15 protein-coding genes and 3 tRNA genes are annotated in these 18,643 nt (G+C 46.8%); 17 read left to right on the forward strand and 1 reads right to left on the reverse strand.

The window, feature by feature from the left end; all coding sequences use genetic code 11:
• Complete coding sequence (locus ACL7TT_RS16615) at positions 1-3,063, forward strand: efflux RND transporter permease subunit (protein WP_413397080.1); 3,063 nt, start codon at positions 1-3, stop codon at positions 3,061-3,063.
• Between the two features lie 184 nt (positions 3,064-3,247).
• Here the strand turns inward: ACL7TT_RS16615 and rtcR are convergent, their stop codons facing one another.
• Positions 3,248-4,855 carry an RNA repair transcriptional activator RtcR gene (rtcR, locus tag ACL7TT_RS16620; protein ID WP_299947483.1) on the reverse strand — a complete coding sequence of 536 codons (1,608 nt, stop codon included), beginning with the start codon at positions 4,853-4,855 and terminating at the stop codon, positions 3,248-3,250.
• A gap of 212 nt (positions 4,856-5,067) precedes the next feature.
• Between rtcR and ACL7TT_RS16625 the strand changes: the two genes are divergently transcribed.
• The 16 genes from ACL7TT_RS16625 (at position 5,068) to ACL7TT_RS16700 (ending at position 17,899) form a co-directional block, all read left to right on the forward strand.
• Positions 5,068-6,297 carry an RtcB family protein gene (locus ACL7TT_RS16625; RefSeq protein WP_413397082.1) on the forward strand — a complete coding sequence of 410 codons (1,230 nt, stop codon included), beginning with the start codon at positions 5,068-5,070 and terminating at the stop codon, positions 6,295-6,297.
• Positions 6,298-6,585: 288 nt separating this feature from the next.
• Complete coding sequence (rtcA, locus tag ACL7TT_RS16630; RefSeq protein WP_413397083.1) at positions 6,586-7,629, forward strand: RNA 3'-terminal phosphate cyclase; 1,044 nt, start codon at positions 6,586-6,588, stop codon at positions 7,627-7,629.
• Between the two features lie 872 nt (positions 7,630-8,501).
• Positions 8,502-8,576: transfer RNA gene (locus ACL7TT_RS16635), tRNA-Asn, on the forward strand.
• Positions 8,577-8,598: 22 nt separating this feature from the next.
• Positions 8,599-8,670 (forward strand) — tRNA-His (locus ACL7TT_RS16640).
• Between the two features lie 189 nt (positions 8,671-8,859).
• Positions 8,860-9,474: an HNH endonuclease gene (locus tag ACL7TT_RS16645; RefSeq protein WP_299947476.1), complete on the forward strand. Its 615-nt coding sequence runs from the start codon at positions 8,860-8,862 to the stop codon at positions 9,472-9,474.
• A 120-nt stretch (positions 9,475-9,594) separates the two neighbouring features.
• Positions 9,595-9,668, forward strand: a tRNA-Ile gene (locus ACL7TT_RS16650).
• Between the two features lie 397 nt (positions 9,669-10,065).
• Positions 10,066-11,238 carry a slipin family protein gene (locus tag ACL7TT_RS16655; RefSeq protein ID WP_413397085.1) on the forward strand — a complete coding sequence of 391 codons (1,173 nt, stop codon included), beginning with the start codon at positions 10,066-10,068 and terminating at the stop codon, positions 11,236-11,238.
• A 105-nt stretch (positions 11,239-11,343) separates the two neighbouring features.
• Positions 11,344-11,565, forward strand: coding sequence for an ankyrin repeat domain-containing protein (locus ACL7TT_RS16660; RefSeq protein ID WP_299947471.1), 222 nt, complete (start codon positions 11,344-11,346; stop codon positions 11,563-11,565).
• Positions 11,556-11,750: a hypothetical protein gene (locus ACL7TT_RS16665; protein WP_299947469.1), complete on the forward strand. Its 195-nt coding sequence runs from the start codon at positions 11,556-11,558 to the stop codon at positions 11,748-11,750. Before ACL7TT_RS16660 ends, ACL7TT_RS16665 begins: the two co-directional genes overlap by 10 nt.
• Positions 11,751-11,806: 56 nt before the next feature.
• Positions 11,807-12,733, forward strand: a complete 927-nt coding sequence (locus tag ACL7TT_RS16670) for a nucleotidyltransferase domain-containing protein (protein ID WP_413397088.1) — start codon at positions 11,807-11,809, stop codon at positions 12,731-12,733.
• 482 nt (positions 12,734-13,215) lie between these two features.
• A complete protein-coding gene (locus ACL7TT_RS16675; protein WP_413397089.1) occupies positions 13,216-14,505 on the forward strand; it encodes an RNA ligase RtcB family protein in 1,290 nt (429 codons plus the stop codon).
• Positions 14,506-14,527: 22 nt separating this feature from the next.
• Positions 14,528-15,211: a peptide chain release factor H gene (gene prfH / locus ACL7TT_RS16680; RefSeq protein WP_413397091.1), complete on the forward strand. Its 684-nt coding sequence runs from the start codon at positions 14,528-14,530 to the stop codon at positions 15,209-15,211.
• A 200-nt stretch (positions 15,212-15,411) separates the two neighbouring features.
• On the forward strand, positions 15,412-16,398 hold the full coding sequence (locus ACL7TT_RS16685; RefSeq protein WP_413397093.1) for a hypothetical protein: 987 nt from the start codon (positions 15,412-15,414) through the stop codon (positions 16,396-16,398).
• A 103-nt stretch (positions 16,399-16,501) separates the two neighbouring features.
• On the forward strand, positions 16,502-17,095 hold the full coding sequence (locus ACL7TT_RS16690) for a hypothetical protein (protein ID WP_413397094.1): 594 nt from the start codon (positions 16,502-16,504) through the stop codon (positions 17,093-17,095).
• A gap of 61 nt (positions 17,096-17,156) precedes the next feature.
• Positions 17,157-17,486 carry a hypothetical protein gene (locus tag ACL7TT_RS16695; protein WP_413397096.1) on the forward strand — a complete coding sequence of 110 codons (330 nt, stop codon included), beginning with the start codon at positions 17,157-17,159 and terminating at the stop codon, positions 17,484-17,486.
• Positions 17,487-17,668: 182 nt separating this feature from the next.
• A complete protein-coding gene (locus ACL7TT_RS16700; RefSeq protein WP_413397100.1) occupies positions 17,669-17,899 on the forward strand; it encodes an RHS repeat-associated core domain-containing protein in 231 nt (76 codons plus the stop codon).
• Positions 17,900-18,643: the final 744 nt, after the last annotated feature.

Below are 18,643 nucleotides of genomic sequence, written 5' to 3' on the forward strand. Positions count from 1 at the left end.
ATGAGCAATTTTACTGAAATATTCGTTCGCCGTCCTGTCTTGGCATCAACCATCAGTCTGATGATTCTGGCACTTGGTTTGCGCGCAATTTTTCAATTGCCTGTGCTTGAATATCCTAAAACCGAAAATGCTGTTATTACTGTTTCCACCACCTACTATGGGGCTAGCGCTGAAACCATCGCAGGTTTTATTACCACTCCCTTAGAGGAGGCAATCGCGCAGGCTGAGGGTATAGATTATATGACCTCGACTAGCGCCAGTACAGTTAGCACAATTACCATCAACCTGGAACTCAATTATGATGTAGACAAGGCTCTAACGGAAATTTCAGCTCAGATCAGCTCCGTCATAGATCAGTTGCCTCAGCAGACGCAAAACCCCGTTTTTAGCATTGAAATTGGTGAAACGATTGATGCTATGTATATTGGTTTCACCGCTGAGGTTATCGATCCAAACCAATTGACGGACTATATTATTCGCGTTGTCCAGCCTCAGGTGCAGGCAATTGCAGGCGTGCAGACAGCTGAACTCATAGGAGAAAAACGCTATGCAATCCGAGCGTGGATAAACCCGTATAAGCTGGCTGCCTACGGATTAACAGGCACAGATATCGCTAATGCACTGGCTGATAATGATTTTATTTCCGGGGTTGGCAATTCCAAAGGCCAGATGGTGCAGGTTGAATTAACTGCTAATACCAATTTGACGGATGTTGAGCAGTTTCGTCAACTCGTAGTGAAACAGGTCGACGGCGCCATTGTTCGCATGCGTGATGTCGGTACAGTGGTTCTTGGATCAGAAGATTATGATAACGCCGTTCTCTTCGATGGCAAGCAGGCGGTTTACATCGGTGTAAAAGCATCTCCAGCGGCAAATGTATTGTCTATGTTAGAAGAGGTTCGAAATCTCATTCCAGTTGTACAAAAAACTATGCCGCCGGGCCTGGAAGCGCGCATCGTCTATGATTCGGGTCTCTTCATTAACGCTGCTATTGATGAAGTGATCCGCGCATTAGTTGAAGCGGTGCTGATTGTAACCCTTGTGGTGTTCCTGTTTATAGGCTCCACACGCACCGTTGCCATTCCAATTGTCGCAATCCCACTTTCCCTGATTGGTACCTTCTTTTTTATGTTGATGCTGGGCTATTCCATCAACTTGCTCACGCTGCTCGCTTTGGTGTTGGCTATTGGTTTGGTGGTGGATGATGCGATTATCGTCGTTGAAGATGTGGAACGCCACATCAGTGAAGGAAGCACGCCAATGCGAGCGGCCATTCAGGCAGGGCAGGATTTGGGGCGACCGATTATTGCAATGACGGTGGTACTTGTTGCTGTGTACGCACCTATCGGTTTTCAAGGTGGGTTGACCGGTGCGCTTTTTACGGAATTCGCGTTCACAGTTGTTGGCGCAGTGAGTGTTTCGGCCATAGTTGCGCTAACACTTACCCCAATGATGAGCTCAAAAATATTAAAGCCCAGATCTCAGGAACCTTCTGGCTGGGATTCTATGATGGTGCGCAGAGTGGATGGTGTCTATGATCAATTTAGACAATTCTATCTGCGTTTATTGGATAAATCGCTGGATAATCGGCCTGTCGTTTTGACCTTCGCTTTCATCATACTGGCTAGCATTCCTTTCCTATACGATACTTCAAAAAAAGAACTGTCTCCACAGGAAGATCAGGGTATTGTTCTGGTTCAATCAACCCCCGCGTCATCAGCCACCTTGGAGCAAAAACTTCTTTACTCTCAACAGATTTATGACATCGCGTCCAAATATCCTGAAACAGAGGGGATGTTTCAGCTTATTCTGGCGAGTAGCGCCCTTTCAGGCGTTCAGTTGACCTCATGGGATCAGCGCGATAAAACGGCGACAGAGCTTCAATATACAATGCAAGTGCCTATGGAGGGTATTGCTGGCTTCAAAAATGTGATGTTCCAAAACCCACCCTTACCCGGTAGTAGTGGGTTGCCAGTCCAGTTTGTCATCAAAACCACCCTGCCAGTCGATCAGCTAAATCTGGTGGGTTCCGACTTTCTGGAAAAGGCCAGGGCTAGCGGAAAATTTATTTACATTGATAAGGATCTCAAGATTGACAAGCCGCAAGGGCAGATCATCATTGATCGTGATTTGACTGCAGAATTGGGCCTCACTCTTGCAGATGTGGGCTCTTCTCTGACTAATCTTATGAGTGGAGGGTACATAAATTATTTCGACCTGGATGGAAGATCTTATAAGGTCATTCCGCAAATCATTCAGTATGATCGCCTTAATCCCGAGCAGCTCCTCAATACCTACATCCGCACAGATAATGATTCTTTTGTGCCACTTTCAACAATTGCCACCCTGGAAACTGCAGTAACGCCGGAGTTTATTCCACATTTCCAGCAGCAGAATTCTATGACACTTTCAGGTGTACCAAACCTTGGTGTGCAGTTGGAAGAGGCCCTCTCAACCCTCCAGCAGCTTGCCAAGGCTGAATTACCAGAAGGTTATACGATTGATTATGCGCAACAATCCCGCCAGTATGAGCAAGAATCCAACACCTTTGCAATAACCTTCGCCTTTTCTTTTCTCGTTATCTTTCTTACGCTTGCCGCCTTGTTTGAAAGTTTCAGAGATCCGATTATCATTCTGATCTCTGTTCCAATGTCCATTGCAGGTGCATTATTCTTCATCAACATCGGAGTAGGTGGAGCAAGTATCAATATTTATACTCAGGTCGGCATCATCACTTTGATGGGTTTGATTTCCAAGCACGGCATCCTCATCGTGGAGGTCGCTACCGAACTGCAGCAAAATAAGGGGGTTGGCAAGAGGGAGGCAATAATTGGCGCCTTAAAAATTCGTCTTCGCGCAATCCTGATGACAACCGCTGCAATGGTCCTGGGTGTGATTCCACTGGTGCTTGCTTCTGGAGCTGGTGCCGCCTCCCGCTTCAATATGGGGCTTGTCATTGCCACAGGGCTTTCCATCGGAACCCTGTTTACCCTGTTTGTAGTGCCCAACGTCTATATGCTCATCGCAATTGATCGCTCAAAAATAGTTCAAGCCGATGTATAGTGGCCAAGTATTTATCCAATTACCACCCTCGCTACGTCATATCTGTAAAATACTGGGGATAGTGGCCATAAAATGTCGGATTGCGACCTCTTATCGTTACATTCACAGCGAACATTGTTCAATAGCCTACTACCAAGTTGCATATTTGGGGGGTTGGGTAGCCCGCCCCCATTCGGTTAAAATATTAGTGTTTCAGGATCGTTTTGATATCCTCAAACCGTACTCCGTGTTTAGCCAGTAGTTGCTTCACCCGGTGGGAGTCATTACTGGATTTCTTGGTTTTCCTGCTTACATTGAACAGTGTTCTTCCTGCCTCTGCCATGGAGTTGGAGTTACGACATATCTCTATAAGGCTGGCGAGTTTCAATTGATCGTAGTAATCAATCTCTTTGGTGCAGCCAGGCCCCAATACCTGCACAATCAGCGCTCCGGGGTCCAGATCTGAGCTGGGGGCAGATTGCCACTTCCGTCTCAGCCGGTTTATCTCCTCTTCGGCCACGGCAGCGGTAATGCGGCCACCGTCAGCGAGGGTGCCCATACGGGTGATACTGGCATTGAGGTCGCGGAAGTTGGCTGACCAAGTAGCATCGGGTGAACGGCTGAAGGTCAGGTATTTTTCACGGGCCACTTTGTTGAAGTTCACCAGGTAGCCAGACTTGCTGGAAAAGGCCTCCAGTTCAAAATCGATATTGGGTTCTAGATCCTCTATCCGCTCCTTTAGGGAGGGGAGCTGATAGGTCCACAGGTCTATTCGGGCAAGCAGGTCTTCACGAAACAGCCCCTCGCGGGATTGCTGAGTGAGGTCACGGTTGGTGCCAGCGATCAGCTGAAAGTCGCTGTTGACCTCTTTGTCTGAGCCAAAGGGCATGAAGCGCTTGTCCTCGATTGCTCTCAGTAGCATCGCTTGCTCGTCCAGTCCTAACTCGCCGACCTCATCCAGAAACAGCAACCCTTTATTGGCCTCCATCAGTAACCCTGGTCGGTCAGCGGCGGCGCCGGTGAATGCGCCTTTTTTATGGCCAAACAGCGCGGACATGGCATTTTCACCCCGCAGCGTCGCACAGTTTACGGCAACTAGGCGGCCATCAAGCTTGCCACGTTGTTTCCTGAGCTCATACACCCGCTGGGCAAGCTGGGATTTGCCGGCGCCTGTGGGGCCGGTGATCAGGATGGGCTCATTAGAGCGGATAGAGACTTGCTCCAGTTGCTCAATCATCTTGTTGAAGGCGGCGTTATTGGTCTCAATGCCTCCTTTCAGGTAGGTCGTGCCTTCCTGGTGTTCCTTTTGAAAGCGCGAGGCGATCTGGTCGTACTTCGATAAGTCGAGGTCGATGATCTGGTATTGGCCCGGCAGGTTGCTATCGCGCTTGGCGGGAGAGGTTTGTAGCAGTTGGCCGGGCAGGTAGCCCGCTTCGGTGAGTAGGTATAGGCATATCTGGGCAACGTGGGTGCCCGTGGTGATATGCGTGAGGTACTTCTCTTTGCTGGGCTTGAAGTCGTAGCCGCGGGCAAAGTCGAGCAGGTCGCTATAGACCGTTTCGAAGTCCCAGGGGTCGTTGAAGTTGACGCGGTGGTGCACGACCTCGGTCTCGGGTGAGACGCGCGCGATATCCTCTGTCACCTGCTTGGCAAGGTTATCGGAGTGGTTATCAAAGAGCAGCTCGAGACGATCAATTAGCAAGTCGTCGTGCTGGCACATTGAAATAGTGGGTCGCCACTTATCCCAGCGCTTTTCGCCTTTGCCGCGCCGGTCCATGGTGGTGCCGAGAATACTGATAGCTACTGTTTTCATACTATCTAATATAATAACAATCTATCTTTAAAGATAGTTATATGATGTTTGTGGTAGCAGACCATTAGGTCAATAATAGCGCTAAAGAAAAATAAAACTTGTTTTAAAACAATAAGATAGGAGGTGTTTCAGGGCTGTATGTAAAAGTTGGCACTCTTTTCGCTGTGCCTATAGTAAGAAAAATGAGAGCAGAGAATGAAGGGAATAGAACCATGACTCAGCAATCTTACGAAGTAATGCAGGACGGCGGCGTGCCAATCAAATCCTGGACGGTAGGTGTGCCTTTTGAGGCTGAGGCGAAAGAGCAGCTGAAGAATATTTCACGGATGCCCTTTATTCATCGGTGGGTGGCTGCAATGCCCGATGTACATCTGGGTAAAGGCGCAACTATTGGTAGTGTGGTACCGACGCTGGGGGCAGTGATCCCTGCGGCAGTTGGTGTGGATATTGGCTGCGGAATGATGGCGGTGCGAACCAGCCTGAAAGCCGGCCAGCTGCCGGATAACCTCGCGGGTGTGCGTAATGCTATAGAGCGTGTTGTGCCTCATGGTCGTACCAGTGGTCGACGGGGCAAGGGTCGAGATAAGGGGGCCTGGGCTAATTTGCCTGATGATGTGATGGCTGCATGGGCGCCACTGTCAGCCCAGTTTGATGTGTTGAAAGAGAAGCACGGTGTGCTGAAGAATACGAATAACATCAATCATTTGGGGACACTGGGAACGGGCAACCATTTTATCGAGATGTGTTTGGATGAGCACGAAAACGTGTGGTTGATGCTGCATAGTGGATCCCGTGGTGTGGGAAACCGAATCGGTACGCATTTTATTGAAATGGCGAAGAAGGATATGGAGCGTTGGCATATTCGTCTGCCTGATTCGGATCTGGCCTATCTGCCAGAAGGCTCGAATCACTTTGATGAGTATGTTGAAGCGGTCGAATGGGCTCAGAACTTTGCGCGTATTAATCGTGAGGTGATGATGGCTCGGGTTATCAAGGCAGTGAAGGATTCACTGGGGATGGACTTTGAAGCACGTATGGAAGCGGTCAATTGCCACCATAACTATATCTCCCGCGAACATCACTACGGGGAAAATGTGCTGGTAACTCGAAAAGGTGCCGTTCGTGCCCGCGCTGGAGAGATGGGTATTATCCCGGGAAGCATGGGCGCACGTTCATTCATTGTACGAGGCTTGGGTAACGAAGAGAGCTTTTGTAGCTGTAGCCATGGTGCGGGGCGAGTGATGTCACGCACCAAGGCGAAAAAGTTGGTCTCGCTGGAAACGCATCGTCAGGCAACTGCAGGGGTAGAGTGCAGAAAGGATGCAGGTGTGATTGATGAAACGCCTTCAGCCTATAAGTCAATTGAAAAGGTGATGGAGGCTCAAAAGGATCTTGTTGAAGTTGTATACACCCTAAAGCAAGTGGTGTGTGTGAAAGGGTAAAGGAATACTGAGTTTGCCAGGGGATGGCGAACGCTAAAAAGCGTTGCAGAGATTATAGGGCGTGCTGATGTGGGGGGAGTGTCACCACCTAAAATGATTGACATGCAGGTGGCCAGGTAAAACGGGTGACAACGCAATCAGCGCTTGGCGTAGGGTTGAGGATGCAGGCTCGATGCTCTGACGCGGGTGTCAGCTGGCGGGCGTTTCCAAGTCTATTGCAGGCCGGAAGTAATACTCCAGTTGTTGTTATCCACGGGTTCGAATCCCGTCACGTCCACCAGATAAATATTGAAGGAAGATAAAGTGATTGTAATTGATGGTTCACAAGGGGAAGGTGGCGGACAAATTTTCAGAACAACACTGACCCTGGCGATGTGTTTAGGTAAGCCGGTTCGGATTAAAAATATCCGCGCGGGAAGAAATCGCCCTGGACTATTGCGACAGCATCTTGCCTGCTTGCGCGCAGCAAAAGAAATTAGCGGTGCAGCAGTGACAGGTGATGAGCTTGGCTCTTCGGTTGTGACTTTCGAGCCCGGTAAGGTTAAGCCAGGGGAATACCGGTTTGCGATTGGCTCTGCCGGGAGCACCACCTTGGTGTTTCAGACAGTTCTGATGCCGTTGCTGTTGGCGGGCGGTATGAGTGAGTTGTATCTGGAAGGTGGGACACATAATGGTATGGCGCCGAGCTTCGATTTCATTGAGCAATGTTTTTTGCCGGTGTTGTCAGGAATTGGATGCCGCGTAGAGGTTGATCTCGAACGATATGGGTTTTATCCAGCTGGCGGAGGCGCTTGGTGTGTGAGGATTCATCCTGCGAATAAAATTCAGCCCCTGACCCTAGTGGAGCGTGGCGAAGTGATCAGTATGGAGGCGGTAGCGCTGTCGGCTCGTATCCCTTCGCATGTTACTGAACGGGAGTTAAGCCAAGTAAAGAAAAAGTGCTATTGGCCTGAGTCTTCGTTGAATCAAAGGCTCGTCAGCTCAGCGGGGCCGGGGAATATGGTCTCTCTTCGAGTGAATGTTGGAGAGGTTACTGAGGTATTTGAGTCTGTGGGGGAGCGTAACGTCAGCGCAGAGCGGGTGGCGGGTCGTGCGATCAGAGAGTTGAAGCGCTATCTGGAGGCAGGTGTTCCAGTGGGGGAGCATTTGGCCGATCAGCTAGTGTTGCCGATGGCACTGGGAGGTGGTGGGTGCGTTCAAACACTGAAGCCTAGTCAGCACCTTCTGACCAATATTGAGGTTATCAAGGCTATTGCTGATGTGAAAATAGTTCTCACTGAGAATGGTGATGATGACTGGGATGTTATAGTCAGTCAGAAAATTGAGGGTTAAAAAGCACTAGGTGGAAGTTGGATTATTAAATTTCGTTTGTGAATTTTAAAAGGAAATAAAGTTTTTGTTAAAAATAGGTTGACATTTTTTTTGTGAAGCCTAACATTGCGATCCAACAAATGATTGGTTTTTAAATTTCTGGAATTAAAGATAATAATTTTTGGAACTGTAAATTAATCAACAGAGCTGCTTTAAAAACAGTTGAGAGCGCAATGAAACAGGCCACTACAAAAGTACAGCAACAACCGATGACGCACCATAGCGTGTGTTCGGAACGTTGTGCGTTTCCCATGCATGGGCAGGGATTGGGCAACAATACATAGTCGCGTCTTTCTTTGTGGAAGGCGTAACGGCCTTCTGAGAATTTAAGAGTTAATAGTAAACTCTTTTAAACCCGGTAGGCCATCTCACCAGTAGAGATAAACTACCGGGTTTTTTTATGCCTGAGAAAAGGTGTTTAAGGTATGAGGTTTTAGATTGGTGCGAACGAGCAGCTGTATTCTGGTGAGTAACTATATGCAAATAAATAGGCATGTAACAAAACAACAATGCCCGAATTTGTTTTTACAAAATCGTGGACAGGGGGAGCGTGCATTTAATGTAAATACACTTTCAGTTCTTGATCAGGCAGAGCATCGTTGTAATCAACAAATACAAGTCATGGATAAATTAAGTATGTAGTCCTTCGGAAATCCCGGAAGGCTGCGGCCAGTCGGGATAATTAGAAAAGAAATTTTCGAAAACCCCGTCTAGCAATCCTGGTCGGGGTTTTTGTTTGCAGGAAGCAAAGTAAGCCGCGACTGTATGGATACCCAAAACACTTCGCGGGGCAGGCTCTGCAGAAGAGAAGCAGTTTTTAATAGATAAATTTTTGGTCTGTAGCTGAGTGGTAAAGCGTCCGGCTGTTAACCGGAAGATCGTAGGTTCAATCCCTACCAGACCAGCCAGTTCCTTGATGGGAAGAGTAATGGTGATGTTAGCTCAGTGGTAGAGCGCCTGGCTGTGGACCAGGAGATCAGGGTTCGATTCCCGGCATCACCCCAATAATTTGAAAGCAGTAGAAAGAGGTAAAGAAGTTTAGCAGGTGTAGCTCAATAGGTAGAGCAGGTGCCTTCCAAACACCGGGTTGAGGGTTCGAGATCCTTGGCCCTCTCCAGGATCAATGAATGCATGTGGGATAGCTTCATCCAGTCCGAGGGCTCCAGAAAAAATTCCGCGAAAGTGCGAGGAGTGGAAAATAACAAGGTGTGGATGACGCCTGATAAAAAAGAGAGAAAGGAAATGACAAGTCTAGTTCGAATTCTTAGATTGAATAAAGCTGGACTGCCTCAGGCATGGGTAAGTCGCGAAGAGGCGGCAACTTTATATGTTAAAGATCAGGTGTTGTGGAGCTTGGGAAGTGAGTCATTTCGTTTGAATGGTGGCTATAACCAAATCGGTGAGCGTTCCCATTTAAAGCTAGCTCCAATTATCGCTTGCACGGGCAAAACAGGGAAAAAGAGTTTTACTCCGGCACTAAGCAACCGAATGTTGTTTAGGCGTGATGGACATCGATGTATGTACTGTGGGTTTGAGTTTGACGACCGTAGTCTGACACGAGACCACATTATTCCTAGAGTTCAGGGTGGCCCTGATAGCTGGAAAAATGTTGTGGCCGCTTGCGTCAGGTGCAATGGGCATAAAGGGGGGCGTACTCCTGAACAAGCAGGTATGGAATTAATGGCCATTCCGTTTGTGCCAAATGTATTTGAATTTATGTACTTGGCTAATCGCCTGATTCGAGGTGATCAGATGGAGTACTTACAGTCCCGGTTTACCGGGCAAAGATGTTGGGAAGCGGCGTAGCCGTCCTCTCACAAAAGAGTTTGGGAAGTTTTATCAAGTTAGCGGAGCCGGTTCTGACAGCCTGCACGGCACAAGCATCTCTGATGTGTTGTGTACCAAGTTGATAAAAGCCTAAACACCTACTTTGTAGCTCAGTTGGGTAGAGCAGTCGACTAATAATCGATCGGGCGCAGGTTCAATTCCTGCCAAAGTATCCGTCGTCTAAAAAACGACTCATTGGTAAAGGCGAGAGCCAGGGGTTCAAATCCCCACAGGACTATCATCCCTGATTGAAATCTACTAGAGGTCCATGACTCTGGGTTATTAATCGATGGCAAGTGGTTGCAAAACCGATTGCCCGGATCTTTGACATAGGGCGCCGGTATTGTTGCCGTTGGTGGTGGGTTTGTTGAGTGCGATGTCACTACATGTTTTCAAGATGTTATTACATGAGCCAAGTAAGTTCTCAGGAAGAGAGCCTCATAGAATAACCAAGAAAACCTCTGTATTGACATCCCGTTTAGCACAAGCAATCAACCGCAGCTTTGCTGGGTGGACCTCGCTCTTTATATAAGGGTATTGAGAAAAGGAAATCTGAACGCGGTAAGAATGATGAAATCACTATTTAAAATGTGGAACACCTTGGATATTGCGGATAACGAGCGAGCATTGTTATTCCGCCGGAATCGATTTGAGTTGGTTCTAAAGCCGGGTCGTCACCGGGTACAGGTGATGACTGGTGGTGTGCGAATTGAAACATACGATGTGACCGATGTGGTCTTCACGGCGGCCAAGGCAAAATTTTTGCTAAATACTCACTCAAGTATACTGAGAGAGTATCTGGAGTCCTATGAACTGACTGATTATCAAGTAGGTTTGTTCTACCGGGATGGCCACTTGGTCGATATTATCCCACCTGGGTCATTCCGTGCTGTATGGAAAGATGTTGAGGATGTTCGGCTGGATATTATCGATATCAGTGAGGCGTATGCTATCGATGAAAAGCTACTCGGCTTGCTCGGTCGTGGGGCAAAGGTCGGTCAGTGTAAAACAGCTGTGCAAGCCATTAGCTACACTGAGGTGCCCGATGAGCATGTGGGTTTGCTGTTGGTTAACGGCAAGTTCGAGAAGTTACTGCAGCCTGGCAGCTATGGTTACTGGAAATATAATCGTTCCGTCACTGTTAAACTGTTAGATCTTCGCCTGCAAGCCATTGAGGTGAGTGGCCAGGAGATCCTGACTAAGGATCGGGTCAGTTTACGTGTTAACCTGACCGGCAGTTATAGAGTGACAGATCCTCAGGTTGTTGCGTTGAAACTGAACGACTACAGCGGGTTTATCTACCGAGAATTACAGCTGCGACTGCGTGAGGCGGTTGGAACTCAAGCCCTGGATAGCCTGCTTGAAGATAAAGACAGTCTCAATCTTGTGATTGCCGATGGTATTCGTGAAAGACTGGCAGAATATGGCATTGAGATGATCAGTGTTGGCGTAAAGGATATTATCCTGCCTGGTGATATGAAGGTGATCTTGAATCAAGTGGTTGAGGCTCAAAAAGAGTCAGAGGCTAACCTGATTAAACGCCGTGAGGAAACTCAAGCGATGCGATCACTGCATAACACCGCCAAGATGATGGATAACAATCCAACGCTACTGCGCTTGAAAGAGCTGGAGGCGCTGGAACGCATCACAGGGCGTATCGATAAGATCTCTGTTTACGGCGGTCTTGATGGTGTGCTGAATGACTTGGTCAAGCTGGCACCCAGGGCTAAGTCTGACGGATAAGTCACCGGTTAATACCGGTGGTTGCTCCCTATACATGGATAAAGCAAGATGCGAGTCGAAATGATATTTTGTGCTGGCCGTTCATGTCAAAAATAAAGAGTGAAAATGAAACAAGATAATTTATTGCAGACAATTTATAACAATCATGAATCCCTTTATGAGCAGGTGAAAGTTCATCTTGAGCAGGGTGCTGACTTTAATCGGGTTACATCCTATGGTGAGTCTGCACTAAGAGTGGCGTCGAATAATGGTCGTGTTGATGTTATTAAGCTTCTTCTTGAACATGGTGCTGATGAAGGTCAGCTGGAAGAAGGCGTTTGGGTTTAGAGAATAGAGGGTATCCTCAGGCTGAGTTGTTGCTGGCGTGCGGTGTTGCGGCGAAGGGTGCAAATATCAGGCCGTTACTGGATGATGGTTATGAAGGGTTAAAACTGGCGGAGCAGATCCGCCGCCTGCGAATCACATCCATTGCCCGGTTTATGGCGCAGTGGCATGAACTCCCCGGTCAATAATTTTTAGCAGTAATACCAAGGGGGGAATCCCTTGTTTATACAAGGTTAGTAGGACAATGAGCAGTAAAACACAGTATCTCATTAAGCAGGGGTTGCTTACATCGCCCCCCAAGTTCCTTGAGACGGGGGTGCAGTATGAGGTCGTCATGGGGTCCATCGCCTATGGGGTTGCCGAAGATCATTCGGATATGGATGTCTATGGATTCGCCATTCCCCCAAGAGATTGGGTGTTTCCGCATCTTAGAGGCGAGATACCTGGCTTTGATGAAGCGGGCCCTCAGTTTGAGCAGATCCAGCAGCATCATATGATCGATAAGTCTGGGATGGGCGGTAAGGGGCGCGAGTACGACCTCACCCTATATTCGATAGTGAAGTACTTTCGTTTACTAATGGAAAACAACCCAAATATTATCGACTCTCTGTTTGTGCCCCGAAACTGTGTCCTATATAGCACAGCTGTTGGTGAGCTGGTGCGGGAGCGCAGACAGCTATTCCTGCATAAGGGGTGCTGGGCACGATTTAAAGGCTATGCCTATGCTCAGGTGCATAAGATGCGTACCAAAGTTCCTGAGGGTGGCCGGAAAGAGATCATCGAAAAGTTTGGTTACGATGTGAAATTTGCCTACCACGTGGTACGCCTTCTCAATGAGGTAGAACAAATTCTGGTTGAAGAAGATCTAGATCTCGCTAGAAACAAGGAACAGCTGAAAGCGATACGTCGTGGAGAATGGTCTCAGCAGGCAGTGGAAGACTACTTCTCAGATAAAGAAAATCAGCTGGAGAAACTGTATCTGGAAAGTAAGCTCCCAGCAGTGCCTGAGTCGGCTTCTATTAAAGAACTATTAATGCAGTGTCTTGAGCAGCATTATGGCTCACTTGAGCAGTGTGTTGTTCGAGAGGATGAAGCATTGATTGCATTGCGAGAAATTGAATCGATCACTGTTCGCGTGAGAACAGGCAAGATGAGTATTGAGAGAAAGTAAATATTTCTGCAAATTCAAAATAAGTGCTTGCGACCATGCTTAGAACCGACTATAGTTCGCACAACTCTTATCCCGGTACGTTTTCTAGTTAAGACGTACACTCTAAACAGGAGGCTTAATATGATTAACACAAAAATTATTTACACAATGTTGGGCTTCGCTGCCAAGACTTATTTTAGCTAAGTCTATTTATTTCCCTCTACGGGAGAAGTTCTACAACATTAGCTTGTTTTAAGATCGGTTCTAAATCGATAGTGACTGCCTCGAAGTTTAAATAGCTTTGAGGCTATGCTTTCGTGTGTCTAATCGGTCTAGGCTTTGATGTTCCCAATATTTTTCTTTGGCTTTTCTGCGCCTGCACTAGATCACTTTTTAATGGTGTTTGTCTCTGCAAGTCGCGTCTGCTAGTTGTAAGAAATGCCAGAGATCTCTCTACGTTATTAATACGTTTGAAAATAACAATTTTCGAGCGAGAGACGGTTTTGCCTAAAAAAAGTATAACTTTCTGGATCACGGTTAGAACAATGGATACTTTTTCAAAAAAGTTAGCTGATAAATCTTATTATAGGAAAGCCGATGTTGTAAAAACTTTGCAGACATCGTCACAGGCTGCAGTTAGGCTGGTGATTTCTGACAAAAATTGGTTGGAGACTTTAGCGGTAGACCAGCTGAAGAAAACGACCGAGTTGCCGGGCATGTGTTGTGGAGTAGGAATGCCGGACTTGCACCCAGGCAAAGGTCAGCCAATAGGTGCTGCGTTTATCACGCGCGATCAGGTTTACCCGCATCTGGTGGGTAGCGACATTGGTTGTGGCATGGGCTTTTGGAAACTGAATGTTACAAGGCGACAGGTAAAGCTGGATAAATGGGAGAAGCGACTCGTTGATTTGGATGACCCTTGGCAGGGTGGAGACACCGACCAGTGGTTGAGTGATTCAGGCGTTAAAACTAATGATGACTCTTTGAAAGAGGCGAATCTCAAACTGGGCACTATTGGTGGGGGGAACCACTTTGCGGAAATTCAGCAAGTGAATGAGATTTTCGCACATGAAGTGTTATCCGGATTGGGCTTGGATAAACAATCGGTTGTGTTTCTAGCTCACTCAGGTTCCCGCGGCCTTGGTCAGAAAATACTTCGCAACCATGTTGATGTCTTCGGTGCTCAAAGCTTAACGAATGATCCTATGGCCCGGTACCTTGAGCGGCATGATTATGCGGTTCAGTGGGCGGTGGCCAATCGCGGCCTCATTGCGAAGCGGTTTTGTGAACGTTTAGGTGTGAATCGAGATGCTTTGCTGGATGTTTCGCACAATACAGTGACTGCAATGGATCAGCAATCTATTGATGCATTGGGGTTGGAGTACACAAGTGAAAGTCGTTATTGGATTCATCGTAAAGGCGCCAGCCCCACTGATCAGGGGTTAGTCATGATTCCGGGTTCGAGAGGGAGCTTGAGCTATCTGGTGAAACCCAGAGCCTCTGAGGCATATAACTTGGCGGCGGGTGGCTTTTCTCTTGCTCATGGTGCGGGGCGTAAGTGGAAGCGAAGTGAATCCCGAGGACGACTTGAAAAACGCTATAAGGTCAAAGATTTGGAAGTGACGGATCTGGGGAGTCGCGTGGTCTGTAAACAAAGAGACCTGCTCTATGAGGAGGCGCCTCAAGCCTACAAGAACATCAGCACAGTTGTGGATGATCTGGTGCAGGCGGGCATGGTCGATGTGGTTGCGAGCTTCAAGCCGCTGATCACCTACAAAACACGGAAAAAGTGAAGTGCTTAATTTGGATAAGAGGATGGAAAGTAAAAAAAATGCGGTCGTCTGGCTTCAACTCAGTGCGGGCCAAGGTCCAAAGGAGTGTGGCTGGGTAGTTGCTCAATTGATAAAGCGGCTATTACACAATGCGCAAAAGCATTCGATCTCGGCTGAACTGGTAGAGAGCTTGGCTTTTGAAAAGGCAATGCGAAAGCAAAATCTTATCGAGATCGATGCATATCTATCCGGCTTAATTCGTTTGGAAGGTGCTGGAGTTGAGGCCTATGCAGAGTCTTGGGTTGGACCGATCAAGTGGCAAGGTGAAAGCCCCTATCGGCCGAAACATAAGCGCTGCAACTGGTTTGCCGGGATTGAGATTGTCTCTGTAAACGGTGCACAAGAAGTTGATATCCGGCAGTTGGCGCGTGAAGTCGATGTGGAGGCTATGCGTTCAGGTGGCCCGGGCGGACAGCATGTAAACAAGACCAGCAGCGCGGTACGTATTACGCACAGGCCTTCTGGCGTGCAGATTCGGGTTGAGTCTGATCGGTCCCAGCATCGAAATCGTCAGCTGGCGATGGAGCGTCTACAGATGATTTTGGCTGCAGGTATCGAGGCTGAAGGTCGTGCTCAGGTGCGTGATCGATGGTTAAAACATTATCAGGTTAAGCGAGGCAGTCCTGTGCGAGTGTTTCAGGGGGCGGATTTTAGAGAAAAGCGATAGCGATTATTTATGGCTAAGTACTTACGGCAGAGGCCAGGTATTTGAACTCTTGAGAATAGTAACAGTGAGGAGAGTAAAAATGAGTTATTTCAAAGTGCCTTTGGGTTTTGGAAATAGAAAGCGTAAAGGGAACAAGTCGGGTGGCAGACACCGCCCGGCTCAATCATTGCTCACGGCGTTGATGGCCGGAGTGATTGGCTATGCAAAGTACAAGTTTTGGATTGCAGCAAATGAAACGCGAACAAGTAAAAGAGGTTTTAGCGTGCTTAGACGATGAGCGTCGAGTTTTTCGGTATTTTCGAGACCGTTATTGTTTCGATTTGATGGAATTTGAAATGGATCGCCAGGGTTACGAAAGCATTAAAGTGGCTGAGCTGAAGGCGGGCTCACTGGGTCGGTACCTGCAGAAACCGGTGGTGGCGCAGGCACTTAAGCACTGTGCTAATGGCTTGGTGTCAAAACAGGATTTACAGACCCTATGGTCAAAAGATCTGTTGCCGTTCTATGTCAGTTTAAGCAGTTGGGGCGAGGCTGATCGTGGCTGGGATCAGACTTCTAGAAATCAGTGCAACCTGGTATTGCAGTTGAATTTTGATGGAAAGCATGATGAGCAATACCGAAAGCTGGTAAAGCCCGATGACGATTACGGGCCCTTTGAGTACTGGGGGCACCCTGTACAGAAAGGTAACCGTAAAACAATGTCATGGATACGGATGGATATTGATTTCGACACTAATGAAGTATTGATTGAGGAGATACAGAGTGATTGGTTACGCAATGCCTCAAGCGCATTGGCATGTGTAAAGTCGCGTAGAGCCAAAAAGCCCTCTCTCAAACCGAGAGATGTGTATGGAGATATTCTCGGTGATTTCGAAGATCTGGAGAGTTACGTAGAGCAGACGCTGGCGCCCTACAGAAAGATATGGGCTGAAGCATCGATGTTAGCAGCCCTGCGATTAATTCGTGATGAACTTGGACTCTCAACGGTTTACTACCACAGCTTTGATACTGGCAAGAAGCTAAAGGATGTCTGTGGGGCCCCTCCTCGGTCAATGTACACCCAATTACCTAAGCAGTTTGGGTTTGAAGAGACGGGTGATGCACCGGATTTTTTAGTAAGCGATAAATTTGCGCGACGATGTATTAAGGCAATTCATAACCCGCGCTGGTTTCGTCGTTTTGTTTAGTAGTGGTGTGCGATTTAAATAGCTTGCCAAGGAAAACATTAGGCTTTGAAATACTGGAAGGTTTAATGGATAATTACTTGGCGGCACAAGCCGCATAAATGGTATGCACCCCAAGGTTGAATCCGTGATGTATTATTGTTTGAGTTCAAGCTTCAATAGTCATCCCCAAGCTAGGCTTGTAGAAACGAATGATGAACAAGCACATGAAGTCGTCCGGGGAAGGAAAAGGGTCTATGATGGAGAGTTCAATGCTGACAGTTTCCTGGAAGATATTTCTATGGAGCAACTCTTAAAGTTGGATTTATTAGAAACGCATTCAGGACTATTGGTATTGTCTCGGAGAATGGTTGATCACATAAATAATTTAAACTTACAAAAAATGGAATTCTATGACTGTGCATTGAATGCTCGCTCAAAAAAGATAATGGGCGAATTTCTTACAATAAAGAACAATTATGCATTAAATGTAATCGACAAAGATATAACGCCAAATCATTTTTGGCCGTACCTTAAGAAATTTAAATACGACAACTATGTTATTACAACTAGGCAAGATTTTTTATTTGGTTGGGATATCGCTGAACCGACAATGCTTATATGTAGTGAACAGTTTTGTGCGATGGTGCCAGAGTCCATGTTTTTAATTGACTATGAGGAGCTTCCTTGTTGCTTCGATAAAACTAAGCGAAGAAGATAGAGGGTTCGCAGTCTGTCAGTATTTTCCACCGATAACCGGGGGCGTTGTTAAGTAAAGAAAGATGAGTAAGTATGGAATACCTGATCCGATCAAAGAGTACACAGATGAGCATGAATTTTGGGAAAAAAGCATTGGCGATGCCGAGGTAACAATCGAAGAAATCGAGTATCAAGGCGAGGGAAAGATCTCCTTCCAACTATCAATTTCTAATGGTCAAAACGGATTTAAGTTAGAGGAGAGCATATTGGAATATTTAGATCGTCACAATCCAAATATAAATCAATTTCTCTTATCTGATTCTGAGAGTTCAGCTTGCGTAATCTGGACATGTAATCGGGAGGCATTTGAGGAATTACTTGATGTTGCACTTGAATATCTTGAAAAATTATGATGCTATGCACCCGTCTCGTCGACGGTAATTTTGTTTTAATAACCCAATGAGAATGAACCAAATATACTGATGTTAAATGGCATTTTGAACCGGGCTCCTTCGTGCCAGTAGCCCGCCAGCAAAGTGATCAGGAGCCGTTTCAAGGGTACGATGGGAAGGGCCGTCCTGTCTATAGCACCACTGTGTTTGGCAGTTTAGTTCACGGTTCACTAGCACCCAAAGCCTCTGCCGATCCAGATCCTTACTTCTGTCTGATAAGGTTCCAGGGCCAATGGGCAGATGAGGAAACCGGGCTTTATTACAACCGCTTCCGCTACTATGACCCTCAGGCCACACAGTATATGTCGCCTGATCCGATAGAGGTTCAGGAAGGAGGAGTAATGGGTATGTGGACGATTCAACCACTGTATTAGATGTGTTGGGGCTCGCGAAAGGCCATGGACTTAATTGGCAATAGCTTTCGTAAGATGGTTTTCCAAAAAGAGCTGCTCGTGAACTTAGTGGATGGCCTGGTCCTCAATGTACTTTTCACAATACGATTCCAAATTAGTATGCAACCCACACAGAACAAAAAATACTAAATCACCTTGGACCAAAATTCATGAAAGATGACATAATAACAATGTAGGGTTATTTGACCCCGTTTGGATCAGGTAAATGTACACACCCAAACAGTTGTCACTAGTTTATGCAGAAATTTGCAAAGCAAAAATGTGTGGCGATCGTATATATGGTAAAAATATTCCGGTCAAATTTTTATGTATGTGTTGAGCAATCCATGAATAAGTTTTGTATAGAGAGGATGCATGTATATAGATGAAAGAAGCGGACTAAAATTTCTTTTAGTTCCGCGTGGAGCATTCGAATTTGGATACGACAAAAAACAAAAAAATTTGCTAAATATAATTTACCTAACATTTATCACTCGATTGAGGCGATGAAGAGCGTTGAGTGTCTATGTGAAGAGTTTTTACTTTCTGCATCACCAATTTCTTTAAGGGAAATTAAGAGATCCTAGATTCAACTTGTAAGTGCATATCTCAATGGAGCTAGAAAAAGCGGCCAGTTGCCCGTAGGCTTCTCGCTTTTTCTCCGGCAAGAGTTATGCAATGAGACACTACAAGCAACTGACCTATGAGCAAAGATGCCAGATTGAG

Origin of the sequence: Microbulbifer jejuensis, from assembly GCF_047289955.1 — a bacterium.
GTDB lineage: Bacteria > Pseudomonadota > Gammaproteobacteria > Pseudomonadales > Cellvibrionaceae > Microbulbifer.

What these genes read in the sequence shown, in the direction of transcription:
- prfH (WP_413397091.1), top strand. Translation starts at nt 14,528, where the DNA reads ATGGAAAGTAAAAAAAATGCGGTCGTCTGGCTTCAACTCAGTGCGGGC.
- ACL7TT_RS16615 (WP_413397080.1), top strand. Translation starts at nt 1, where the DNA reads ATGAGCAATTTTACTGAAATATTCGTTCGCCGTCCTGTCTTGGCATCA.
- ACL7TT_RS16685 (WP_413397093.1), top strand. Translation starts at nt 15,412, where the DNA reads ATGCAAAGTACAAGTTTTGGATTGCAGCAAATGAAACGCGAACAAGTA.
- ACL7TT_RS16695 (WP_413397096.1), top strand. Translation starts at nt 17,157, where the DNA reads ATGAGTAAGTATGGAATACCTGATCCGATCAAAGAGTACACAGATGAG.
- rtcR (WP_299947483.1), bottom strand. Translation starts at nt 4,855, where the DNA reads ATGAAAACAGTAGCTATCAGTATTCTCGGCACCACCATGGACCGGCGC.
- ACL7TT_RS16670 (WP_413397088.1), top strand. Translation starts at nt 11,807, where the DNA reads ATGAGCAGTAAAACACAGTATCTCATTAAGCAGGGGTTGCTTACATCG.
- ACL7TT_RS16690 (WP_413397094.1), top strand. Translation starts at nt 16,502, where the DNA reads ATGCACCCCAAGGTTGAATCCGTGATGTATTATTGTTTGAGTTCAAGC.
- ACL7TT_RS16660 (WP_299947471.1), top strand. Translation starts at nt 11,344, where the DNA reads ATGAAACAAGATAATTTATTGCAGACAATTTATAACAATCATGAATCC.
- ACL7TT_RS16655 (WP_413397085.1), top strand. Translation starts at nt 10,066, where the DNA reads ATGAAATCACTATTTAAAATGTGGAACACCTTGGATATTGCGGATAAC.
- ACL7TT_RS16625 (WP_413397082.1), top strand. Translation starts at nt 5,068, where the DNA reads ATGACTCAGCAATCTTACGAAGTAATGCAGGACGGCGGCGTGCCAATC.